The organism is Comamonas terrae, from assembly GCF_001544075.1.
In the GTDB taxonomy this organism is placed as follows: Bacteria; Pseudomonadota; Gammaproteobacteria; order Burkholderiales; family Burkholderiaceae_C; genus Comamonas; species Comamonas terrae.
The window spans coordinates 323,418-344,360 of the sequence record NZ_BCNT01000005.1; the positions used below are offsets into that span (position 1 = coordinate 323,418).

At 52.8% G+C, this 20,943-nt stretch carries 17 protein-coding genes; all 17 read left to right on the forward strand.

Annotated features, from left to right (window positions below):
• The first annotated feature begins 35 nt into the window (after positions 1 to 35).
• The 17 genes from Cte04_RS09925 (at position 36) to Cte04_RS10005 (ending at position 20,870) form a co-directional block, all read left to right on the forward strand.
• On the forward strand, positions 36 to 1,481 hold the full coding sequence (locus Cte04_RS09925; RefSeq protein WP_083526590.1) for a lipopolysaccharide biosynthesis protein: 1,446 nt from the start codon (positions 36 to 38) through the stop codon (positions 1,479 to 1,481).
• Positions 1,462 to 2,592 (forward strand): glycosyltransferase, encoded by a 1,131-nt coding sequence (locus Cte04_RS09930; protein WP_217997575.1) that lies wholly within the window; start codon positions 1,462 to 1,464, stop codon positions 2,590 to 2,592. Before Cte04_RS09925 ends, Cte04_RS09930 begins: the two co-directional genes overlap by 20 nt.
• 7 nt (positions 2,593 to 2,599) lie before the next feature.
• Positions 2,600 to 3,577 (forward strand): EpsG family protein, encoded by a 978-nt coding sequence (locus Cte04_RS09935; RefSeq protein WP_157081915.1) that lies wholly within the window; start codon positions 2,600 to 2,602, stop codon positions 3,575 to 3,577.
• The gene (locus Cte04_RS09940; protein ID WP_066475980.1) at positions 3,574 to 4,755 is read left to right on the forward strand and encodes a glycosyltransferase family 4 protein; all 1,182 of its coding nucleotides are present in this window, start codon (positions 3,574 to 3,576) and stop codon (positions 4,753 to 4,755) included. Before Cte04_RS09935 ends, Cte04_RS09940 begins: the two co-directional genes overlap by 4 nt.
• A 12-nt stretch (positions 4,756 to 4,767) precedes the next feature.
• Positions 4,768 to 6,765: an asparagine synthase (glutamine-hydrolyzing) gene (gene asnB, locus Cte04_RS09945; protein WP_066475982.1), complete on the forward strand. Its 1,998-nt coding sequence runs from the start codon at positions 4,768 to 4,770 to the stop codon at positions 6,763 to 6,765.
• 48 nt (positions 6,766 to 6,813) lie between these two features.
• Entirely contained in the window at positions 6,814 to 8,100 is a 1,287-nt protein-coding gene (gene tviB, locus Cte04_RS09950; protein ID WP_083526592.1) for a Vi polysaccharide biosynthesis UDP-N-acetylglucosamine C-6 dehydrogenase TviB, read from the forward strand.
• A 1-nt stretch (position 8,101) separates the two neighbouring features.
• On the forward strand, positions 8,102 to 9,121 hold the full coding sequence (locus Cte04_RS09955; RefSeq protein ID WP_083526593.1) for an NAD-dependent epimerase/dehydratase family protein: 1,020 nt from the start codon (positions 8,102 to 8,104) through the stop codon (positions 9,119 to 9,121).
• Positions 9,122 to 9,405: 284 nt separating this feature from the next.
• Entirely contained in the window at positions 9,406 to 10,557 is a 1,152-nt protein-coding gene (locus Cte04_RS09960) for a glycosyltransferase family 4 protein (RefSeq protein ID WP_083526594.1), read from the forward strand.
• Between the two features lie 250 nt (positions 10,558 to 10,807).
• On the forward strand, positions 10,808 to 11,404 hold the full coding sequence (locus tag Cte04_RS09965) for a sugar transferase (protein ID WP_066475993.1): 597 nt from the start codon (positions 10,808 to 10,810) through the stop codon (positions 11,402 to 11,404).
• 95 nt (positions 11,405 to 11,499) lie between these two features.
• Positions 11,500 to 12,156, forward strand: coding sequence for an acetyltransferase (locus Cte04_RS09970; protein ID WP_157081917.1), 657 nt, complete (start codon positions 11,500 to 11,502; stop codon positions 12,154 to 12,156).
• 38 nt (positions 12,157 to 12,194) lie between these two features.
• On the forward strand, positions 12,195 to 13,370 hold the full coding sequence (locus Cte04_RS09975; protein WP_066475999.1) for a DegT/DnrJ/EryC1/StrS family aminotransferase: 1,176 nt from the start codon (positions 12,195 to 12,197) through the stop codon (positions 13,368 to 13,370).
• On the forward strand, positions 13,361 to 15,349 hold the full coding sequence (locus Cte04_RS09980) for a polysaccharide biosynthesis protein (RefSeq protein ID WP_066476001.1): 1,989 nt from the start codon (positions 13,361 to 13,363) through the stop codon (positions 15,347 to 15,349). The genes Cte04_RS09975 and Cte04_RS09980 overlap by 10 nt, the downstream gene beginning before the upstream one ends.
• A 111-nt stretch (positions 15,350 to 15,460) precedes the next feature.
• The gene (argB, locus tag Cte04_RS09985) at positions 15,461 to 16,351 is read left to right on the forward strand and encodes an acetylglutamate kinase (protein WP_066476004.1); all 891 of its coding nucleotides are present in this window, start codon (positions 15,461 to 15,463) and stop codon (positions 16,349 to 16,351) included.
• A 156-nt stretch (positions 16,352 to 16,507) separates the two neighbouring features.
• Complete coding sequence (locus Cte04_RS09990) at positions 16,508 to 17,227, forward strand: response regulator transcription factor (RefSeq protein ID WP_066476006.1); 720 nt, start codon at positions 16,508 to 16,510, stop codon at positions 17,225 to 17,227.
• A gap of 177 nt (positions 17,228 to 17,404) precedes the next feature.
• Complete coding sequence (locus Cte04_RS09995; RefSeq protein ID WP_066476008.1) at positions 17,405 to 18,904, forward strand: sensor histidine kinase; 1,500 nt, start codon at positions 17,405 to 17,407, stop codon at positions 18,902 to 18,904.
• 171 nt (positions 18,905 to 19,075) lie between these two features.
• The gene (gene slmA / locus Cte04_RS10000; RefSeq protein WP_066476010.1) at positions 19,076 to 19,768 is read left to right on the forward strand and encodes a nucleoid occlusion factor SlmA; all 693 of its coding nucleotides are present in this window, start codon (positions 19,076 to 19,078) and stop codon (positions 19,766 to 19,768) included.
• Positions 19,769 to 20,108: 340 nt separating this feature from the next.
• Complete coding sequence (locus Cte04_RS10005; protein WP_370671028.1) at positions 20,109 to 20,870, forward strand: TetR/AcrR family transcriptional regulator; 762 nt, start codon at positions 20,109 to 20,111, stop codon at positions 20,868 to 20,870.
• Positions 20,871 to 20,943: the final 73 nt, after the last annotated feature.

A 20,943-nucleotide genomic window follows, 5' to 3' on the forward strand; every position in this document is an offset into this window, starting at 1 on the left:
GATTAAATGCATTTAAATATAACTTGACAAAATAGATGCTAATTCGTCATATCGCATCATATTTTATTGCCCGGGGAATTCCAGGTATTATAAATTTTATCGCACTTGCGATTTATACGCGAATTCTGTCATCGGATGAGTTTGGCCGTTATTCAACAGTGATGGCTTGTATAGGAGTTTTTCATGTTCTGATTTTCCAGTGGTTGATTTTGGTCTGCGCAAGATTTTTGCCTAAATATCCAAATAGTCCTAAGAAAATTCTAGAACCTGTGCTTGCAATTTTTTTGCTCCTGACTGGTATTATTATTTCATTGTCATTAATTGGAATGACTGTCGGAAAATTCAGGCAGTGGCATATGCTGATTCCGATTGCGGTTGTTTTGACTATTGTGCAAGCATGGCATGAGCTTAATTTACAACAAGCAACGACATTGCTCGATCCTAGGAGATATGGTGCTTTAAGCGGTATCAAGTCAATACTAGCTTTGACCTCTGGTGCATTGCTCGCATACTATGGATTTGCAGAAAATGCACCATTGATCGGTCTGATCATTGGGTCGGCAACTTCTTGGATGTTGGTTGGACGCAGTGCATGGGCTGGCGTGTTACCTCGAAGACCAACTTCTCCGCAGTGGACTGAGTTTGGCAGTTACGGACTTCCATTGGCAATTACATTTTCATTGATATGGATTACCTCAAGTTCTGATCGGTTAATGATCACCTATTTTCTTGGTGAAGCTCAGACTGGACTCTATTCTGTTGGATATGATCTTGCCCAAAATAGCTTAGGATTATTGCTAATAATTATTAATACCGCCGCCACACCTTTGGTAATAAAAGTTTTTGAAAGCAGAGGTGTTCAGGCTGCAAGCTTGCAGATGCGTCAAAATGGTGAATTAATATTTGCTATGGCATTTTCCGGTGCGGCTGGTTTGATTGCGATTGCTCCAGGCATGATTGGAATATTTGCAGGTGAAAAATTTAGAGAAGGTGCATTGCCTGTATTTATATGGATTGCACTTTCAGCAGCAGTGGTTGGAATTAAATCGTATTATTTCGATATAGTCTTTCATTTGACAAAAAAGACAAAATGGCTGCTGATTACCAATGGTATAGCGGCTATTTTTAATGTGGGAATAAATTATTATATTATTCCGATCTACGGGATCGTGGGGGCTGCCTGGGCATCTGGTATCTCCTATCTAATTGCGACAGTCGGTAGCGCTGTTGTTGGTATGAGGTATTTCCCAATGCCTAAAGTTATTTCCCTTGTTGGTATTGGATTGGTACCGGCTACAGCCACATATTTTTCAGCTTCTTTATGCATGAGCATAAATATTCCTATGATATACAGAATGTCTATTTCTATATTAATGGGAGGATTTGTTGTAATGTTGATATTCTTTCTTCTGAATATCGCCAACTCAAGATATTTGTTAATGGGGGCTCTTGAGAAGAAGAATGGAAATGGTGGATTTTAGATTTATGGAAAATAAGCGTATTGCGGTATTCCTGCCTTCGGTCAAGGGCGGAGGGGCCGAGCGGGTTATGGTGATCCTTGCAAACGAGTTCGCCAATAGAGGTTTTACAGTCGATCTGGTATTAGCTCAAGCTATTGGCGAATATATTACCGAGGTATCGAGTCGAGTCAGAATTATTGATTTGAAGGCTGCAAGTGTAGCTGGATCTTTATTTCCACTTGTTCAATACATAAATAAGAGCAATCCCGATGTTATGCTATCTGCTCTTGATTATGTGAATGTTATTGCGATTTTTGCAAAGCTTATAGCTCGACATCGTGTGCGCTTAGTAATTAGTGAAAGATCAAATTTATCTATAAACAGTAAATTCTCCAAGGGATTACGCGCGCGCTTGGTTTTTCCGTTGGTGAAATTGACCTATAAATATGCAGATGCCATCATTGCTGTTTCGAGAGGGGTTGCGGATGATTTGCTGAGACATATAAATTTAAAAAATAATAGATTATTTGTTGTTTACAATCCGGTCGTTACAGATTCCATTTTTCAGCTTGCAGAAGCACCTGTTGCACATAAATGGCTAGCGGATAAAAAAAACTCAGTAATATTAGCAGCAGGTCGTCTAAATTCTGCCAAAGATTTTTTAAATCTGATTAAGGCATTTTCTTATGTTCGTTCTCAAAGAGATTGTAAGCTGTTAATTTTAGGAGAGGGGGAGCAGCGAAAAGATTTGGAAAAACTCGTTATGGATCTTGGATTGGAAGGTGATGTAGATCTTCCTGGTTTTGTTGAAAACCCCTACTCATATATGAGAAAGTCTGATTTGTTTGTTCTTTCTTCTATATATGAAGGCTTGCCAAATGTACTTATTCAGGCGCTGGCTTGTGGAATTCCTGTCGTTAGTACTAACTGTCCTAGTGGTCCGGATGAGATTTTGGAGCATGGCCGATGGGGACGTCTTGTCCCTCTCGGAAGTTCCGAGAAACTAGCAGAAGCAATGATGCTGACACTTGATACTCCTTCTGAAGAACTTCCTAAGGGAGCGATCCGCGCAATGGATTTCAATTATAAGAATGCTACAGACAATTATCTACGTGTAATGTTGGATTTGTAGTGTATATATGAAATTAAGTAAGTTTATATTTTTATTTTCATTTGCCTTTATTTTTTCAATAATACCGTGGGAGGCGCTATACGCTATCTCCAATGGTGATGGGTTTGTTGATAAAAAAATTTATCTAGATCCTTTTTTATACGAGGATAATTTATCAAGAATAAACGATGTTGTTGGATTTTTTGGTTATATCTCCGGGGAGTTTCTTTGGTATTTTATTATTGATTTCTTGGTGAATAAAGTTGGTATATCTTTGGATGTGGTTTTTATTTCAATATCGTTTCTGACGATTTATGTTTTTGCGTGTTTAATCTCTCGCTGGGGTGAAATTTATCATGTTATCTTTCTTTTTAATCCGTTAGTAGTCGATTTTGCTTTTTCTCAGTATCGAATGGCTTTAGCGATGTCTTTGCTGGGAGGAGCATATATTCTCTTTGAGAAATATAAAAAAACCTCTTTTATATTATTATTGTTGACAGTATTCATCCATACTGGATCATTTATATTCATATTTATATATGTATTTGTGCTATATTTGAAGAAGGCTAACTTCAAGCGTAATTTAAATGCTACTTGGATATATATTTTTTCATTTGCTTTTGGTGTAATTATTTCTATTTTGATTGGGCCTCTTCGGGATTTTATTCTTTCGATAATAGGGGATAGAAGAGCGGAGTATTCAGATATGTCGAGTACTATTAAATATTCGCTTTTTTGGATATTCCTTTTGATTCCATTCTATTTTAATAAATTAAATTTGTTAAAATATGATTATTCTATATATGCTTTAATTACAATATCAATTGTTGCCTTTAATGTTTTGCATGGGGGGTATTCAATGAGATTTTTGTCCGCTGCGTTTCCTTCCATTGTCGCGTCTATTGCTGCTTTTAAAGGTCGTTTGAGAATTTTTATTTTCTCTATGTTCTTTCTGTATGCAGTTCTTCAGTGGTTGTATTGGTTGCAAATTATGGGGGGGGTATGAGAATAGCTTTTATTATTACAGGTCTTTCCACTGGAGGGGCTGAGGCGATGCTCTATAAACTCATGCAGCTCATCGACCGGAATCGATTTGAGCCATATGTTATATCGTTGATGGATAAAGGGGTATTTGGCCCACGTATTGAAAAGCTTGGTATTCCTGTTTTTGCATTAGGGATGAAGAAAAATTTTCCGAGCCCTCTGAAACTATTAAGCTTGGTTAAATATTTGCGTAGAATTCAGCCAGAAGTCGTGCATACGTGGATGTACCATGCCGATTTCTTGGGTGGATTGGCAGCGCGGTTGGCGGGGTGTGAACAGGTGATTTGGTGCATTCGCCACAGCAATCTGTCAAAAACAGAAAACAAGCGCTCCACGCTCTGGGTAGTTAAGGCATGTGCGTTGCTGTCGCACCGTGTACCAGCAAAAATTATTTCTTGTTCGCAGCGGGCCAAAGAGGTCCATGCTGCGGTGGGCTATGCAGCAGACAAATTACACGTCATCCCCAATGGTTTTGATTTAAGCCGCTTTGTGCCTGACATAACAGCGCGCACCAGCGTTCGCACTGAATTAGAGTTGGAGACTGATGCGCCTTTAGTGGGTTTGATTGCGCGCTTTGATTCGCAAAAAAACCATTTCGGTTTTGTCGAAGCTGCCGCTCAGGTGCGTGCGCAGATGCCAGATGTGCATTTTGTGCTGGCGGGTGCGGATGTGGATGCCGCCAATGCCCTGCTGAACAGCGCCATTGCCGCAAAGGGTTTGCAGGCGCATATGCACCTGCTGGGGCGGCGCGATGATGTGCCGCGCCTGATGGCTTCGCTGGATGTGCTGGCCTCCAGCTCGCATGGCGAGGCCTTCCCCAATGTGCTGGGCGAGGCCATGGCTTGCGGCGTACCCTGCGTGGTGACGGACGTAGGCGATAGCGCCGAGATCGTGGGTAACACTGGGCGTGTGGTGGCTGCGGGCGATATGGCTGGTTTGGCGCAGGGATTGGTAGACGTTTTGAACTTTCCGCCTGAAAAGAAAGCAGTCCTTGGCGAACAAGCGCGCGCGCGGGTTGCAGCCCGTTACGAGATTGGTCACATAGTGCGTTTGTACGAGGTGTTTTACGAACATGTGGCGCGGAGCGAGGTTTTGTGGGAGGCCCACCCTCTGGCCGATAATGACAGCGATAGCAAGTAAAAGGTATTTCAGATGTGCGGTTTCGTGGGATTTTTAACCGCAGGCCAGTGGGCGCGCGATGAAGTAGCGCCAGGTCTGCTGGAGCGCATGGCGGAAACCATCGTGCACCGGGGGCCCGATAGTGCTGGTTATTGGCATGATGCGGCTGGCGGGATTGCGCTGGGCCACCGGCGGCTCGCGATTGTGGAGCTTTCGCCCGCCGGCGCGCAGCCCATGCGGTCGGCTTGTGGGCGGTATGTGATGGCCTTTAATGGCGAGATCTACAACCACTTGGATTTGCGCAGGCAACTAGGCACTAAGGAGCACTCTCACCCCTCCCCTCTCGCAGGGGGAGAGGATGGCAATGCTGGGTGGCGTGGGCATTCGGATACGGAAACGCTGCTGGCCGGATTTAGTGTCTGGGGTCTGCGTGCGACTCTTGAACGCTGCGTTGGGATGTTTGCCATTGCCGTGTGGGATAAGAAGGAGCGCAGTTTGACCCTGGCGCGTGACCGCCTGGGTGAAAAGCCGCTGTATTACGGCTGGCAAGGACAGGGTGCAGATGCCAGCCTGCTGTTTGGCTCGGATCTAGCTGCGCTCAAGGCGCACCCGGCGTTTGCTGCCGATATCAACCGCGATGCGCTGTCGCTGTATATGCGCCACAACGCTATTGCTGCGCCGCATTCCATTTATCGAGGTATTTGCAAACTGCAGCCGGGTTGCTTGCTGACTGCGTCGCTGGCTCAGCGCGAGCCAAAGATAGAAGCATATTGGTCGTTGCCGCAGGTGGCGCTGCAAGGTGCAGCTACGCCTTTTGCAGGTACAGAGGTCGAAGCGGTGGATGCACTGGAGGCGCTGCTCAAAGATGCCGTGCGCCAGCAGATGATGGCCGACGTGCCGCTGGGCGCATTTCTGTCGGGTGGGATTGATTCATCCACCGTGGTGGCGCTGATGCAGGCGCAAAGCCAGCGGCCAGTCAAGACTTTCACTATCGGCTTTAACGAACAAGGCTATAACGAAGCCTTGCACGCCAAGGCGGTGGCGCATCATTTGGGAACAGACCACACAGAGCTGTACGTTACGCCCCAGCAGGCGCTGGATGTCATCCCAAAACTGCCGCAGCTATACAGCGAGCCATTTTCAGATTCGTCGCAAATTCCCACCTTCTTGGTCAGCCAGTTGGCCCGCCAGCAGGTGACGGTGTCGCTTTCGGGCGATGCGGGCGATGAGCTGTTTGCTGGCTACAGCCGCTATCTGTTCACACGCAATTTGTGGCGTAAGCTGGAGAGCCTGCCGCAGTCGTTGCGTCGCTTGGGGGCAGCAGGCATTCAGGTACTATCACCTACGTCGTGGAATACTTTGTGCAAGCCGGTACAGCCGCTGCTGCCAGCCTCGCTGCGCCAGTCCAATATGGGTGACAAACTGCACAAGGGCGCTGCATTGCTCAATGCCCGTAGCGTGGATGAACTCTATCTGGACTTGGTTACCCATTGGAAGCCCGATGACTTGGTGCTGGGCGCTATCGAACCCTTTACCCCCTTGCGCGGAAATCCGCTGTCTCTGACAGGGCTGGACGAGGTGCAGCGCATGATGGTGCTGGATGCCGTCACTTACCTGCCCGACGATATATTGTGCAAGGTAGACCGCGCCGCCATGGGGGTGTCGCTGGAGACGCGCGTGCCTTTTCTTGACCACCGTGTGGTGGAATTTGCATGGAAATTGCCCCAGCACTTAAAGCTGCGCGGCAGCGTAGGTAAGTGGGCTCTGCGCCAGGTGCTGTACCGCCATGTGCCCAGAGAAATGATAGAGCGCCCCAAGATGGGGTTTGGTGTGCCCCTTGACGAATGGCTGCGTGGCCCGCTGCGCGACTGGGCGGAGGATTTGCTCAGCGAATCGCGCTTGCGTCAGGAGGGCTATTTCAACCCTGTGCCTATTCGGCAGAAATGGAACGAGCATGTTAGTGGTAAACGCAATTGGCAACATCATTTGTGGGATGTTTTGATGTTTCAGGCTTGGTTGACAGAGTATTAGTGAAAACGTTGATTAAAGTAATTTTGGATATTAAAGATTAGAGAAATCATGAAAAAATTTGAAGACGTAAAACTGGCAATTATCGGACTTGGTTATGTTGGCCTGCCTCTGGCAGTTGAATTTGGTAAAAAATATCCGACACTTGGTTTCGATATTAATAAAGCACGCTTGGCTGAATTGGCGTCTGGGCATGACCATACCTTGGAAGTTGAGGATGAGGAGCTAGCGCAAGCTACATTGCTTTCTTACAGTAGCGAACTCGATGAGCTTGCCAAGTGCAATGTTTTTATCGTTACTGTTCCAACACCAATTAATGCACACAAGCAGCCGGATTTAACGCCGCTTATTAAAGCTAGCGAAACTATAGGTAAGGTTCTGAAAAAGGGTGGGGTAGTGATCTATGAGTCTACGGTGTACCCTGGCGCCACAGAAGAAGATTGCGTACCTGTTCTTGAAAGAGTATCCGGTTTGAAATTTAACCAGGATTTTTTCGCGGGTTATAGCCCCGAGCGTATCAATCCGGGTGATAAAGAGCATCGTGTTACAAGCATTTTGAAAGTGACTTCAGGGTCGACGCCTGAAATTGCTAATTTTGTTGATGAACTGTACCGATCTATTATCGTGGCTGGTACACATAAAGCCAGCTCTATTAAGGTGGCTGAAGCAGCGAAAGTGATTGAAAATACGCAGCGCGATGTGAATATTGGATTGATTAATGAGTTGGCACTTATTTTCAATAAACTAGATATTGATACTGAAGACGTGCTGAAGGCCGCTGGGACGAAGTGGAATTTTTTGCCCTTCCGACCGGGATTGGTGGGAGGACACTGTATAGGCGTGGATCCATATTATCTAACCCATAAAGCCCAATCTGTGGGCTACCATCCAGAGATTATTCTTGCTGGCCGACGATTAAATGATGGCATGGGCACATATGTGGTTGGTCAGTTGGTGAAAGAGATGCTGAGAAAATGCATTCAGGTGAATGGATCCAAGGTGTTGGTATTGGGTTTGACCTTTAAAGAGAATTGCCCAGACCTGCGTAACACGCGCGTGGTGGATATTATTTCTGAACTTAAGGAATACGGCATTGAAGTGGACTGCTTTGATCCTTGGGTTAGTGCCGAAGAAGCGCAGCATGAGTATGGCATTGATGTCGTGACGCAAGAGAATCAATTGAAATGCAATGAATATAATGCCATTATTCTTGCTGTTGCGCATAAACAGTTTTCCAAAATGGGTGGCAAGGGTATTCGTAAGCTGGGAAAGGATGTACATGTGCTTTACGATTTGAAGTATATTTTGAGTGCTGATGAGTCGGATATCCGGTTGTAATATGGAAAAATACGCTAAATTAAGAACATATCTGTTAAAAAATCAAGCTACTTGGCTGGTGACTGGTGTAGCAGGTTTCATTGGCTCTAACCTTTTGGAGCATTTGTTAAAGCTCAACCAGAGAGTTGTAGGATTGGATAATTTTGCCACGGGACATCAGCACAATCTTGATGAAGTGCAGAGTTTGGTTTCTGAGCAGCAATGGAAAAATTTTAATTTTATCGAAGGTGATATTCGTGCTTTGACTGATTGTCAGAGAGCCTGTATGGGCGTAGATTATGTATTGCATCAAGCTGCTCTGGGATCTGTCCCGCGCTCCATCAACGACCCAATTACCACCAATTTTACCAATATAGGTGGTTTTTTAAATATGCTGGTTGCAGCGCGTGATGCCAAGGTCAAAAGCTTTACCTATGCAGCCAGTAGCTCCACATATGGTGATCATCCAGCTTTACCCAAGGTGGAGGCGCACATTGGTAAGCCGCTATCGCCCTATGCAGTAACAAAGTATGTAAACGAACTGTATGCCGACGTGTTTGCACGTACCTATGATTTTAAAACCATAGGCTTGCGTTATTTCAATGTGTTTGGTCAACGTCAAGACCCCAATGGTGCTTATGCGGCTGTTATTCCAAAATGGGCCGCAGCCATGATCCAGGGTGATGAAATATTCATCAATGGTGATGGAGAAACCAGTCGAGATTTTTGTTTTATTGAAAATGCAGTGCAAGCGAACTTGCTTGCAGCAACTGCAGGCGATGATGAAAAAAATGAAGTCTATAACGTTGCGGTAGGAGACCGTACCACGTTGAACGATTTATTTCACGCTTTGCAAGTCGCATTGGCAAAGAGTGGGAAAACTTATGGAAAAGAGCCGATTTATCGTGAATTTCGAACTGGGGACGTTCGCCATTCACAAGCAGATATAAGCAAAGCGGCTGCCAAGTTAGGCTATACGCCTGAGTATCGGATATTGGAAGGCATAGGGAAGGCCATGCCTTGGTATGTGGAGCATGTTTGAATAAATGACTTGAGGAAAAATAAATTATAGATTATCTCTGCAGCTTTTAAGGACCGAAATAGGCTTGCCTCAACGGTTGGTCGATTTGCTGTATCCGTCGTATGATTGAGAATATTAACGAGTTATAAAAGTACGTTTTTTTAGAAAATAAAACCTCATGTTTGTACGAGTAATCCCATAAAAAAATTTTAATGATAAAAATAAATTATTTAATTGCTTCGTGCGCACCTTATTTCGAAAATAAATTTATTAATTACGCATGTTGATATTATTTGGTTGAAATAATGCGAACTATTGCCATTATCACGTCTCACGCACCTTCGTTAACTAATTTTCGTGCTCCACTAATACGTTTGCTGCATTCCCAAGGAGTACAAGTGCTTGCCTTGGCCCCAAATTTTGACGAAAGCACGCGTGCCGCTGTTTACTCATTGGGGGCAACGCCAGTTGATTGCTCTATGGCTCGCACTGGCATGAACCCGTTGCGAGATGCTGTTAATACTTGGCGTATGGCACGGCTGTTACGACGTTTGAAACCGGATGTATCTCTTGGTTATTTCATAAAACCAGTGATTTTTGGCACGTTGGCTGCTTGGTGGGGGGGCGTTCCGCGGCGTTTTGCCATGGTGGAGGGCTTAGGCTTCGTCTTTACGCCCACCGATGATGGAGGCTTGCCATTTAAGCGTCGTTTGCTGAGGCGAATGGTGCTGTGGTTGTACAAGTTGGGGATGTCACGGGCCGAGCGGGTGATATTTTTGAATTCCGACGATCAAGCAGAGTTGGTCAATTCAGGTGTTTTGCCAGCTAGGAAGGGATTTCTACTTGGCGGGATTGGCGTGGATCTGGAGCATTGGGTGCCCGTTCCTCCAGTACTGCAGTCGCCGACCTTTATGCTTGTGGCCCGCCTGTTACGAGAAAAGGGCGTGGTGCAATATGCCGCTGCAGCACGTATCGTCAAGCAAAAGTATCCGAAAACGCGTTTCATCCTGCTGGGCGGACTGGACGATAACCCCGGCTCAATCACCGAGGCTGATGTACAGGCTTGGGTGGGCGAAGGCATCCTGGAGTGGTATGGCCATACCCCAGTAATGCCATGGATGACGCAAACCAGCGTGTATGTGCTGCCCTCGTATCGCGAGGGAGTACCAGTGAGCACGCAAGAGGCTATGGCCATGGGGCGTGCAGTGATTACTACAGACGTGCCGGGCTGCCGTCAAACGGTGATGGATGGTGTCAATGGTTTCCTCGTACCTCCTCGTAATGTGCAGGCATTGGTTGAAAAGATGCAGTTGTTTATCGAGAAGCCTGAGTTAATTGCCACAATGGGGCAGGCAAGTCGCCGGCTCGCGGAAGAAAATTTTGATGTACGTAAGGTCAATCAGCGGTTAGTTAACTTACTGCTTAGCGATGTACCCATGGGTTGGGTTGTCGAGTGACACCTATTTTGTCGCTCGGGGCTATCTTTATTGGTGATCTCTCAATGCAGATGTAATGTTGTGACACGCTGCTTCAAGCGGGTGTTTTCTGTATAAATGATTGCTATATTCACATAAGTTCGTCGGAAAGTTTAATTATTTTATTTACTAATGAAACTATTGGTGCGCATGTTTATTGATGCATGCAAAAAATAATGACTAATGCCATTCGATAGCAGAAAAAATATTAGTGAGGTAAATCTATAAAATTATGAAGCGTCTTTTGGATTTTACCGCTGTTCTGTTCGGGTTAATTATACTGGCTTTGCCATTGTTAGCTCTTATTGCGTTAATTCGCATTAAGTTGGGTAGTCCAGTATTTTTTCGCCAATTGCGCCCAGGGCTGCGTGGAAAATCGTTTGAAATGATCAAGTTCCGCACCATGACGGATGAGTGCGGCCCGGATGGGCAATTGCTGCCTGATGCTGTGCGGCTGACGCCTTTGGGTCGTTTTTTACGGGCAACGAGCCTAGACGAATTGCCCGAACTGTGGAATGTGCTCAAAGGCGACATGAGCTTGGTGGGGCCGCGTCCGTTGCTGATGGAGTACCTGCCTTTGTATACACCTGAGCAGGCTCGCCGCCATGAGGTACGCCCGGGGGTGACTGGCTGGGCGCAGGTGAATGGACGCAATGCCATCAGTTGGGAAGAAAAATTTGCATTGGATGTGTGGTACGTGGAGCATCAAAGCCTGTGGCTGGACATCAAGATTTTGTGGTTGACGGTGAAAAAGGTGCTGGTGCGTGATGGCATCAGCGCGGCGGGTGAAGCGACGATGAGCAAGTTCACGGGTCGCAAGACGCCATAACATGATGCCTATCTCAAGCAAAAGCCACTTGTGTGCTTGTCTAGTAAGCTTGGCTAGCTATATTTAAAAGAGCGAAAGGCGCATAGGTGTCTCCCTTGGAAGATTTGTTCGCTGTTTACGGCGCTAGCGGGTGTGGCCGTGGCGTGATGCCATTGGCTCGCCAGCAGTTGGTACAGGCCGGTATTGCGCCAGAGCGCTTGGTATTTGTGGATGATGGACTTGGGCCGGAGCGAGTGAATGGGCAGCGTTTGCTGACTTATGCGCAGTTTTTGGCAGAGCCCGCAGGCATGCGCCATGCGGTTCTGGCCATTGCCAACGGGACCGTGCGTGAAAAGCTTGCGGCTCGCCTGGCTCAGGACGGAGTGCAGTCGTGGAGCGTACAGGCCGCAAATGTTGTTCGTATGGACGATGTGGAGTTGGGTGAGGGGGCTGCCCTTAGCCCGTTTGTGACACTGACCAGCAACATCCGTGTTGGCCGCCACTTTCATGCCAATCTTTATAGCTATGTGGAGCATGATTGCGTGATTGGCGACTTTGTCACTTTTGCACCGGGCGTGAAGTGCAACGGCAACATCGTGGTGGAAGACCATGCTTATATCGGTGCTGGTGCGGTGATCAAGCAAGGTGTGCCAGGAAAGCCGTTGGTGATTGGCCGAGGAGCTGTGGTCGGGATGGGGGCTGTTGTGACCAAAAGTGTGCCAGCCGGAACAACCGTTGTGGGGAATCCTGCGAGGCCGTTGCGGGCGGATTGAGTAATTGTTGTGAAATAGAAGTGATCTGGATCTAGAAGATGTTAAATACCCCGTTTTCTCCTTGGCCTAGTTTTACTGCTGAGGAGGCTGATGCTGTTCAGCAGGTGCTGCTGTCCAACAAGGTGAACTATTGGACGGGCCAGGAGTGCCGTACGTTTGAAAAGGAGTTCGCTGCATGGACTGAAACAAGCCATGCTGTGGCCTTGGCCAACGGCACGCTGGCTCTGGATGTTGCACTCAAAGCGCTGGGTATTGGCCCGGGTGATGAGGTAGTAGTGACGCCGCGCACTTTCATTGCCAGCATTTCCTGTGTGGTCAATGCAGGCGCTACACCGGTATTTGCCGATGTGGAGCTCGATAGCGGCAATATTTCAGCAGACACCATTACCGAGGTACTGACGCCGCGCACCCGTGCCGTAATTTGCGTGCACTTGGCGGGCTGGCCCTGCGACATGGACCCGATCATGGCGCTCGCCGAGCAGCATGGCCTGAAGGTCATCGAAGACTGTGCCCAGGCACACGGAGCGCGGTACAAGGGGCGAAGCGTGGGGAGCATCGGCCATGTCGGAGCCTGGAGTTTTTGCCAGGACAAGATCATGACCACCGGCGGCGAAGGGGGCATGGTGACGACCAATGACGAAGCCCTGTGGCGTGCCATGTGGAGCTTCAAGGATCATGGCAAGAGCTATGCGGCAGTGTATGAGCGTGAGCATGCACCGGGTTTTCGCTGGCTGCATGAGAGCTTTGGCACTAATTGGCGCATGCTGGAGATGCAAGCCGTCATAGGCCGTATTCAACTCAAACGCATGTCGGAATGGACTGCACTGCGTACGCGAAATGCGATGAACATTCTCGCCACATGCCGTAAATTCGCGGCGCTACGAGTGCCTGAGATTCCTGACAGCATCGAACATGCACATTACAAATGCTATGCATATGTTGAACCTAATCAACTTGCTGGAGGCTGGAGCCGAGACCGCATTGTCTCGGAGATTAATGCATTAGGCGTTCCTTGCTACCAAGGCTCATGCTCAGAGGTTTACTTGGAGAAAGCCTTTGATTCCACAGGTTGGAGGCCAGCGGAACGCCTACCTTCTGCCAAGGAGCTGGGCGACACCAGCCTGATGTTCCTAGTCCATCCGACTTTGACAGACGCGGAGGTTCAACAGACCTGTGATGCGATCAACGCAGTCTTGGAAAAAGCATGTCGTTGAATGCATTGGCTGAACAATTGTTGGGCCTGCCGCGATTGCTGAAGCAAGCGGTAGTTTTGGGTGTGGATGTATCTGTGGCGGTTTTGGCTGTCTGGCTGGCGTTTTACCTGCGCATTGACCAGACAGGGATACCGGTTATGGATCAAGGCTATGTCTACGGTCTGGCGATCGTGCTGTTTGTGCCGATCTTTGTGCGTATGGGCTTGTACCGGGCCATCTTCCGCTATGCCGGAATGCCAGCGGTTGTGGCTACTGCGGTTGCCGTGGTCATTTACGGTGTTGTCTTTTTTGCGGTGTTGCTGTGGATGCGCTGGAACGGTGTACCACGCAGTATAGGTTTGATCCAGCCAATTCTCTTCTTGCTGTTGGCTGGCGGCTGGCGCATTCTTGCGCGCTATTGGCTGTCTGGGGTGAGTGATTCCGAGCAAAGTCTATCGCCAAAAAAGCATTTGCTGATATATGGCGCTGGCGATGCAGGGGTGCAGACGGCATCTGCCATTGATGTGATGCGTGAGTTCTCGGTTCGAGGTTTCGTTGATGATGATTTAGGCAAGGTAGGACGAACCATCAATGGCATTCCGATCATTTCACCTGCAGATGCAGCTGCCTTCATCCAGAGACACAAAATTTCCGACATCCTGCTGGCGATCCCTTCACTGAACCGCTTGCGACGTAGGGAAATCATCGATCAGTTGCAGTTGCTGCCTGTGCATGTGCGTTCTCTGCCGGGCATGATGGACTTGGCCTCGGGCAAGGTGACGGTGGCAGATTTCCAAGAGCTGGACATCGAGGACCTGCTGGGTCGCGACCCGGTGACGCCCGATCCGCAGCTGCTAGCCAAGAATCTAGCCGGCAAGGTGGTACTGGTGACGGGGGCTGGCGGAAGCATCGGAAGCGAGCTGTGCCGGCAGATCATCCTGGAACAACCCGAAGCTCTGGTATTGGTAGAGCACAACGAATACGGACTCTACTCCATACATCGCGACCTTGAACTGCTGTGTAAGGAGCATGGGTTGTCTGTGCAGTTGATGCCGCGGCTAGGCAGTATTCGCAATCTGAGGCGTCTGCGTGCTATTTTTACAGATTGCAGGCCCCACACGGTGTATCACGCAGCAGCTTACAAGCATGTGCCGCTGGTGCAAGAGAATCCAGCCGAAGGCATTTTGAACAATGTCTTCGGTACGCTGAATGTGGCTCGCGTGGCTATGGAACTGGGAGTGGAACGCTTTGTGCTGATCTCCACCGACAAGGCAGTTCGTCCTACGAATGTCATGGGGGCCAGCAAGCGCATGGCGGAGTTGGTGCTGCAAGCCATGGCCGGTGCATCGGAAGTGGATTTTGCGCCTATTGATGAAGCAGGATTGGGTATTCCGGTTGCAAACAGGACCTGCTTTTGCATGGTGCGCTTCGGCAATGTGCTGGGCAGCAGCGGCAGTGTGGTGCCTTTGTTTCGCAGCCAACTGCGCAATGGCGGACCGCTGACGGTCACGCATGCTGCGGTGACCCGCTATTTCATGACGATTCCCGAGGCTGCCCAATTGGTGCTGCAGGCGGGTGCCATGGGCAATGGCGGAGATGTGTTTGTGCTCGACATGGGCAAACCGGTGAAGATCATCGATTTGGCGCGTCGGATGATTCAGCTATCGGGTTTGACAGTCAAGGACGAAGCCCATGCCTCGGGCGATATCGAGATTCAGGTGGTTGGCCTGAGGCCAGGGGAGAAGCTGTACGAAGAATTGCTGATTGGTGACAACCCTGAAACCACTGAGCATGCTCGTATCATGAAGGCTCATGAAAGCTATCTGCCATGGAAGGATCTGTTGCCGCATCTGTTGACGCTGCGCCAAGCTGCCAAGCAAGGGGACGATGCGTCAATCCATTCTGAACTGCTACAACTGGTCAGTGGATACGTAGCCCCTGATGGAGCCGAGCAGGAGCGCCAGGGAAGTGCCGCAACGCAGCAACTGGCGAACTGTTGACGGCATGCGCCGTTATTGCGGCAAAATCCGCATCGAACGACAAAGACTGCCGACGACGGCGGTCTTTATTTTGGAACCTTATATGTCCTGCCTTGGCAGGCTTTCGCTTTCATGACCACCACTCCCACCATCGCCCCCCGCGACAAAGCCGAAATCCTCGCACAGGCGCTGCCCTATATCCGCAAGTTCCATGGCAAGACCATGGTGATCAAGTATGGGGGCAATGCCATGACCGATCCCGCCCTGCAGGCGGACTTTGCCGAGGACGTGGTGCTGCTCAAGCTCGTGGGCATCAATCCGGTGGTGGTGCATGGCGGGGGGCCGCAGATCGAGACCGCGCTGAATCGTCTGGGCAAGAAGGGCGAGTTCATCCAGGGCATGCGCGTGACCGATGCGGAGACCATGGAAGTGGTGGAGTGGGTGCTGGCCGGCGAGGTGCAGCAGGACATCGTGGGCCTGATCCATCAGGCCGGAGGCAAGGCCGTGGGCCTGACGGGACGCGATGGCGGGCTGATCCGCGCCAAGAAGCTCAAGATGGTGGACAACAAGGATCCGAATATCGAATACGACGTGGGCCAGGTGGGCGACATCGTGTCCATCGATCCCAGCGTGGTGCGGGCCTTGCAGGACGATGCCTTCATTCCTGTGATCAGCCCTATCGGCTTCGGCGAGGAAAACGAGAGCTACAACATCAATGCGGACGTAGTTGCAAGCAAATTGGCAACTGTGCTGCAAGCTGAAAAACTGGTGCTTTTGACCAACACTCCCGGCGTGCTGGACAAGGGTGGCAATCTGCTGACCGACCTGACGGCGCGCGAAATCGACGGCCTGTTTGCCGACGGCACGATTTCGGGTGGCATGCTGCCCAAGATCAGCGGTGCGCTGGATGCGGCCAAGGCCGGCGTCAATGCCGTGCACATCATCGATGGTCGCGTGCCGCATTCCATGCTGCTGGAGATCCTGACCGACCAGGCCTATGGCACCATGATCCGCAGCCATTGAAGCCGGGACGGGCGCCGCCACTGGCGCCCCCCCGGGGTCGTCAGGCTGCTGGCGAAACGGGAACGCGGAAAGCGTTACCATCGTTGGGGCCCTGTGTGACGGTATGGACTGAGCCGCCTTCAGGGCGGCTTTTGTTTTGGAGCTAGGTAGGACTTTATGCGTTTGCTTCTGGTGGAAGACGATGTGATGGTGGCCAGCGGTATCAAGCTGGGTCTGACCGACGCGGGCTATGCCGTCGACTGGGTGGGCAGTGCCGAACGGGCGCTGGAAGTGCTGGCCCAGGAGGCCTTCGACGTGGCCGTCATCGACATCGGGCTGCCGGGCATCAACGGGCTGGAGCTGACGCGCCGGCTGCGCAACAGCGACATGGAAAGCAAGGCCATGCCGGTGCTGATCCTGACGGCGCGCGATGCGCTGCAGGACCGCGTGCATGGCCTGGACCTTGGCGCGGACGACTACATGGTCAAGCCCTTCGAGCTGCCGGAACTGCTGGCACGCCTGCGCGCGCTCATGCGCCGCTCGCAGGCCGCGACCTCGGCAGTGCTGACCTTCGGCCAGATCGAGCTGGACACCGCGGGCCGCCGGGCCGGTGCACGCCAGCCGCCCCAGGAGGGCGAAGCCGAGGGCAAGCTGCTGCCCATCGACCTGGGGCCGCGCGAGTGGACGGTGCTCGAGTACCTGCTGCTCAACGCCCCCAAGCCCGCGAGCAAGGAAAAGCTGCTGCAGGCGCTCACGGGCTGGGACCGGGAGATCACGCCCAATGCTGTGGAGGTCTATGTCTCGCGCCTGCGCAGCAAGCTGGAGCCCCATGGCGTGGCGCTGCGCTCGATCCGCGGCTTTGGCTACCGGCTGGAACTGATGCCGGAGGCCGCCTGAAGACAGCAAACGGCATGGTCGAATAAATGATAGCTGCCAGCGCTTGCTGCATATTGGTTTCAATGGAGAAGCATGTTGAAACCAACGAATGAAAGGCGTCAGCAGCTATCTTTATGTGACTGACTGGCCAGGCCATACAGAACCGGCGAACATCAAGCCTTCTCTCTATTTCCGCCCATGACCGCCAATCTGCGCTTTCGCCTGCTGGTGCTGCTGCTGGTGCCGCTGGTGCTGCTGGCGCTGATGGGGGGCTGGTTCGGCTATACCTCGGCCGACGAGGCCTCGACGCAGCATGACCAGCGGCTGATGCGGCTGCTGCCCGCGCTGGCCGATTCGGTGCTTGCGCCTTCGATTGCCGAGGGCACGCCGCCGCTGGTTTCGCTCACGCCGGCCATCGAGGATTTTCTGCGCGGGCAGGGCGACGAGGTAGGCTATGCCATTGGCGATCTGCAGGGCCATGTGGTCGCGGGCGACACCTGGATCAAGTTCGACGTGCCCACCACCTCGCTGGCCGAATTCCACAGCCAGGAGCATGACGGCGTGACCTACCGCGTGGCCGTGCTCAAGGCCGAGACCTATGGCGCGGGCGAACTGGTCGTCATGCTGGCCGACAGCAGCGATGTGCGCCAGCAGTGGGTGCGCCAGCTGCTCACGCATGTGCTGCTGCCCAATCTGCTGCTGATCGCCGGGGCGGCCGTGGCCATCTACTGGTCCGTGAGCCGCGCCTTCAAGCCGCTGCACAAGCTCACCCAGGCCGTGGAGCGGCGCTCGCCGCGCGATCTCAGCCCCATCGACGAGCAGACCACTCCTGCCGAAGTGCGCCCGCTGGTGCGCTCCCTCAACCGGCTGTTCGCGCTGGTCAATGCCCAGGCCGAGGGGCAGCGCCGCTTCGTGGCCGACGCCGCGCACCAGCTGCGCACGCCGCTGGCGGCCCTGCAGGCCCAGGTCGAGGCCTGGGCGCTGAGCGCCGAAAGCGCCCAGCGCGCCGCCCGCCGCAAGGGCGAAAGCGAGGCACCCGTCATGCTGACGCTGGCCCAGATTGAGCAGCTGCGCGACGCCACGCGGCGCACCTCGCAGCTCGCACGCCAGCTGCTGGCCCTGTCGCGCGCCGATGCGCGCAATGCCGAAGTGCAGCCGCTGCAGCAGGTCGACCTCAAGGAGCTGTGCGAGAGCATGCTGGAGACCTTCATCGACCGTGCCTCGGCCAAGGGGCTGGATTTCGGGCTGGAGACCGAATCCGTTTCGGTCTGGGGCCATAGCTGGCTGCTGCGCGAACTGGTCTCGAACCTGGTCGAGAACGCCGTCAAGTACACGCCCGAAGGGGGCAGCGTCACCCTGCGCTGCGGCCGGCGTGCCAAGCCGCTGGGCAGCGACGATGCGGTACTGCTGGCTTCGGCGCTGTCCGGCTGGGCGTTTGTCGAAGTGGACGACGACGGCCCCGGCGTGCCCGTCGAGGAGCGCAGCCAGATCACCCAGCGTTTTTACCGCGCGCAGGGGGCAGTGGGCGAAGGCACGGGGCTGGGCCTGGCCATTGCCGATGAAATCGCCCAGCTGCACCAGGGCGTGCTCAGTTTCGACGAAGGCAGCAGCCACAGAGGGCTGCTGGTGCGGCTGGAGCTGCCAATCGAGCTTTCAGCGGATGGCAATAATGACGGCCGGGCAAACTCCGGCCATTGAATTCTCGGTTACGCTCGGTGGCTGGTGAGAGCGGCGGTTGCAAGCCGGCGGCGTGCACACGCGAGTAGCGCACGCTTCGTGCCCGGGCCTGGCGACCCGCCGACAGAGGGCAGCCATGCGCTTTGGGCGCCGGGGGCTGTGAGAAAATTGCTAGCAAATACTGAATCGCCTATGTCTGAGTCTGAAGTCCTGTCGCCTGAGCCCCTTTCCGAAACCCATGCACAGGACACGCCTGTCGCGCCTGCCATGGCTCCGGCTCGCAAGCGCCCCAAGCCGGGCGAGCGCCGCGAGCAGATCCTGCAGGCCCTGGCCTCCATGCTGGAAAAGCCGGGCGCAGAGCGCATCACCACCGCTGCGCTGGCCGCCCATCTGGGTGTGAGCGAAGCCGCGCTGTACCGCCATTTCGCGAGCAAGGCCCAGATGTTCGAAGGCCTGATCGAATTCATCGAGCAGTCCGTGTTTGCACTGGTACAGCAGATCGTGGGCCGCGAACTGCCCGACGAGCACGGCGCCCTGGAAGGCGCGCGCAATGCCAACCGCGTGATCGCGCTGCTGCTGCAGTTCGGCGAGAAGAATCCCGGCATGGTGCGCGTCATGGTGGGCGATGCCATCGTGTTCGAGCACGAGCGCCTGCAGGCGCGCATGAACCAGTTCTTCGACCGCATCGAATCCACCCTGCGCCAGTGCCTGCGTCCGGCCGCCGGTGCGCTGGGCTCTAATGCGCCGACCGTGGAAGCCCAGATCGCCGCCAGCGTGCTGACCTCGTTCGCGCTGGGCCGCCTGCAGCGCTATGCGCGCTCGGGATTCCGCCGCCTGCCCACCGAGCACCTGGAAGCCAGCCTGGCCATGGTGATGGTGGTCTGACTTTCCGTATGGCCATGCAGCTGCGCCCGGACGGCGCCGCACGCAAATAGCGCCGCAGCAGGGTGGCCTCTCTTGAGGGGCTGGGCAATGAAAAAACGCCGCAACCTTCTGGGTTGGCGGCGTTTTTTTCAGGGATAGAGGACAGGGTTGGAAGCAACGGATTGCCGCGTTGCAATTCGATTAGGTATTTTCCCTTGGTGGGGTCTGCTGCGGGCCGATTTTTGTGCAAAATAGAACGAACGTTCGTTTTATTGGATTTTGCATGGCTTCGTCATCTGTCACCCGCTCTCCGGCTACCCGTTCCAAGCGCTCCGCGCCGGGGGCGCAAGGCCCTGCGCGCATGGAGGGGGCTGTGGGGGTCGAGGCTGCCGCAAGGCCTGCGGCCAAGTCTCGCAAAGCTGCCGCATCGTTGCAAGCCTCCGGGACTCCGCCAGAGGGTAAATCCCCGGCTGCTGCTGTAGCGGCGCCGGCCACCCGCGCCCGCTCCGCCGGCCGCGCCCTGCACAAGGGCCAGCAGACCAAGGCCACGATTGTCGAGGCCGCGCTCAATCTGGCCACGCACATCGGCCTCGAAGGCCTGTCCATCGGTGCCATCGCCGAACTCACGGGCATGAGCAAGTCGGGCGTGTTCGCCCATTTCGGCTCGCGCGAGGAGCTGCAGATTTCGGTGGTGCATGAATACCACGACCGCTTCGAGCAGGAAGTGTTCTACCCCGCAATCACCGCGCCGCGCGGCATTCCGCGTCTGCGCGCGCTGTTCGACAACTGGATGAAGCGCACCTCGATCGAGATCGATTCGGGCTGCATCTACATCAGCGGAGCCGTGGAGTTCGACGACCGCACAGGCCCCGTGCGCGATGCGCTGGTCGAATCCGTGAGCACCTGGCATGCGGCCATGCGCCGCACCATCGTGCAGAGCAAGGAGTGCGGCGACCTGCGCGCCGACGTGGACGAGAGCCAGCTGCTGTTCGAGATCCACGGCCTGATCTTGGCCCTGCACTACGAAGCCCGTTTCCTGCGCAGCGAAGGCTCGATAGAGCGCGCGCAGGCCGCTTTCAACAACATTCTGGCGCGCTATGCGCGCGAACCGTTTTCCGCCTGAGGCGGCGCCCGGTCTCTGAGCGGGCCGCCACGCAAGCCAGCCGGAGCCTTATCGATTCACGCACACCCATCAT

Coding starts and splice junctions, on each gene's coding strand:
- Cte04_RS09980 (WP_066476001.1), top strand. CDS start 13,361: ATGTCGTTGAATGCATTGGCTGAACAATTGTTGGGCCTGCCGCGATTG.
- Cte04_RS10005 (WP_370671028.1), top strand. CDS start 20,109: ATGGAGGGGGCTGTGGGGGTCGAGGCTGCCGCAAGGCCTGCGGCCAAG.
- Cte04_RS09935 (WP_157081915.1), top strand. CDS start 2,600: ATGAAATTAAGTAAGTTTATATTTTTATTTTCATTTGCCTTTATTTTT.
- Cte04_RS09965 (WP_066475993.1), top strand. CDS start 10,808: ATGAAGCGTCTTTTGGATTTTACCGCTGTTCTGTTCGGGTTAATTATA.
- Cte04_RS09975 (WP_066475999.1), top strand. CDS start 12,195: ATGTTAAATACCCCGTTTTCTCCTTGGCCTAGTTTTACTGCTGAGGAG.
- Cte04_RS09960 (WP_083526594.1), top strand. CDS start 9,406: ATGCGAACTATTGCCATTATCACGTCTCACGCACCTTCGTTAACTAAT.
- Cte04_RS09990 (WP_066476006.1), top strand. CDS start 16,508: ATGCGTTTGCTTCTGGTGGAAGACGATGTGATGGTGGCCAGCGGTATC.
- tviB (WP_083526592.1), top strand. CDS start 6,814: ATGAAAAAATTTGAAGACGTAAAACTGGCAATTATCGGACTTGGTTAT.
- asnB (WP_066475982.1), top strand. CDS start 4,768: ATGTGCGGTTTCGTGGGATTTTTAACCGCAGGCCAGTGGGCGCGCGAT.
- Cte04_RS09955 (WP_083526593.1), top strand. CDS start 8,102: ATGGAAAAATACGCTAAATTAAGAACATATCTGTTAAAAAATCAAGCT.
- argB (WP_066476004.1), top strand. CDS start 15,461: ATGACCACCACTCCCACCATCGCCCCCCGCGACAAAGCCGAAATCCTC.
- Cte04_RS09940 (WP_066475980.1), top strand. CDS start 3,574: ATGAGAATAGCTTTTATTATTACAGGTCTTTCCACTGGAGGGGCTGAG.
- Cte04_RS09995 (WP_066476008.1), top strand. CDS start 17,405: ATGACCGCCAATCTGCGCTTTCGCCTGCTGGTGCTGCTGCTGGTGCCG.
- Cte04_RS09930 (WP_217997575.1), top strand. CDS start 1,462: ATGGAAATGGTGGATTTTAGATTTATGGAAAATAAGCGTATTGCGGTA.
- Cte04_RS09925 (WP_083526590.1), top strand. CDS start 36: ATGCTAATTCGTCATATCGCATCATATTTTATTGCCCGGGGAATTCCA.
- slmA (WP_066476010.1), top strand. CDS start 19,076: ATGTCTGAGTCTGAAGTCCTGTCGCCTGAGCCCCTTTCCGAAACCCAT.